The sequence below is a fragment of the Streptomyces sp. NPDC001933 genome, from assembly GCF_042890955.1.
Classification (GTDB): Bacteria; Actinomycetota; Actinomycetes; order Streptomycetales; family Streptomycetaceae; genus Streptomyces.
This window is the reverse complement of the sequence record NZ_JBIASS010000116.1, coordinates 1-1549: the sequence shown is the minus strand read 5'-3', so window position 1 is coordinate 1549 and position 1549 is coordinate 1. Positions and strand designations below refer to the sequence as shown.

General features: G+C 68.9%; 2 protein-coding genes. One reads left to right on the top strand and one right to left on the bottom strand.

Features of this window, described 5'->3' with window-relative positions:
- Positions 1–546, bottom strand: a 546-nt coding sequence (locus ACFYY7_RS45660; protein ID WP_388672386.1) for a M23 family metallopeptidase, incomplete at its 3' end; no start/stop codon positions are given.
- Positions 547–727: 181 nt separating this feature from the next.
- Here ACFYY7_RS45660 and ACFYY7_RS45655 point away from each other — a divergent pair.
- A partial coding sequence (locus tag ACFYY7_RS45655) for a glycoside hydrolase family 25 protein (RefSeq protein WP_388672383.1) occupies positions 728–1549 on the top strand: 822 nt, incomplete at its 3' end.

Below are 1549 nucleotides of genomic sequence, written 5' to 3'. Positions count from 1 at the left end.
CTGCCACATCACGGGACCGGGAACACCGTCCTGCTCCGTCGACGTCTTCGGCAACCCACCGCCACCGCCCAGGTAGTTCAGCGGGTTGACCCGGGTACCACCCGGGGTGATCAGATGCCAGTGCACATGCGGCCCGGTGGAACTTCCGGAACCCGGGGCACCGGCCGCACCGCCGGAGCGCCCGACGATGTCCCCCTTGCCGACCGAGGTGCCGTCGGGCAGCAGGAACTCCGACAGATGCATGTACTGCGTCCGGTACCCGTCGCTGTGGGTAATGGTCACCGTGTGACCGCCGGTGCCGTTGTACGGGATGTTGATGACGACGCCGGCTCCCGCGGCCGGCAGGGCGGTGCCGACACCCATCCCGTAGTCGATTCCACCCAGGGAACCGCGGTCGAGGTGCTCCTGCCAGCTGCCGGTGATCTGGTAGGCGCTGAACGGGTTGTAGATGTCCAGAGCCCGAGCGGTGCCCGCCGAGAACAGCACGCCGCCGGCGGCCAGACCGAACGTGCTGACCGAGCCGCGCAGCAGCGTGCGGCGGCTCATTCCAGTCCGTGACCGGTTCTTTCGTCCGTCATCGGCCTCATGGTTCTCGCACACAGCAACTCCCTTGAAAATACTGTGACTTGACCTGCCATGGCACGCGCTCACGGTAGCCTACGCGCATAGATTTCGATACGAGCATGACATTCCACTGTCGCGAAACCCCGCCCCCACCGGAGGAGACATGCGCAGGAGAACCCTGATCCGCGGAGCCGTGGCGACAGCCCTGACCCCGGTCGGAATCATCACGGCCACCAGCGCTGTGGCCACCCCCGGGCCGGCCCCCGCCGAGGCCGACGAACTGCGGGGCGTTGACGTCTCGAACTACCAGGCCGACATCGACTACGCCCGCGCCGCCGCCGAGGGCCTGCATTTCGTCATCGCCAAGGCCGGGGGGTGCCAGCTCGCCGAGGGCCCCTACACCTCGTCCTCCTATCCCGGTCATGTCGACGGGGCCCGCGCCGCGGGCCTGCGGGTGGGTCATTACTGGCTGTCGGGAGACTTCCTCGCCCCCACCGCCGCCGCCGACTACTTCGTGGACCATCTGCACGACTACCGCGCCGGCGACGTGCTCGCGCTGGACGTCGAGGTACTCGACGACTCCACCCGTCTGTGGGACGACACGGACGTGTCCGCCTGGTTCAACCGGGTGCGGGAACGGGTCGGCACGTACGTGCCCTGGTTCTACATCAGTACGAGCGCGCTGCGCTCCGGCACCTGGAGCCGTACCGTCGCTGCCGGCGCCCACCTCTGGGCGGCATCCTGGGGCGCCAACGACGGCACTTGGCCCGGCCCGCCCGACCTCGGTGGCCGCTACCCCGACTGGGCCGTCCACCAGTACGCTTCCGTGGGCTCCGTCGGCGGCATCTCTCCCGTCGATCTCGACCTCGCCCGCCCCTGGGCATTCAACCCGACCGAGCCGACCGACCCGCCCCTGCCCGGGGACGACCCCTTGCCGAAGACGTCGACGGAGCAGGACGGTGTTCCCGGTCCCGTGATGTGGCAA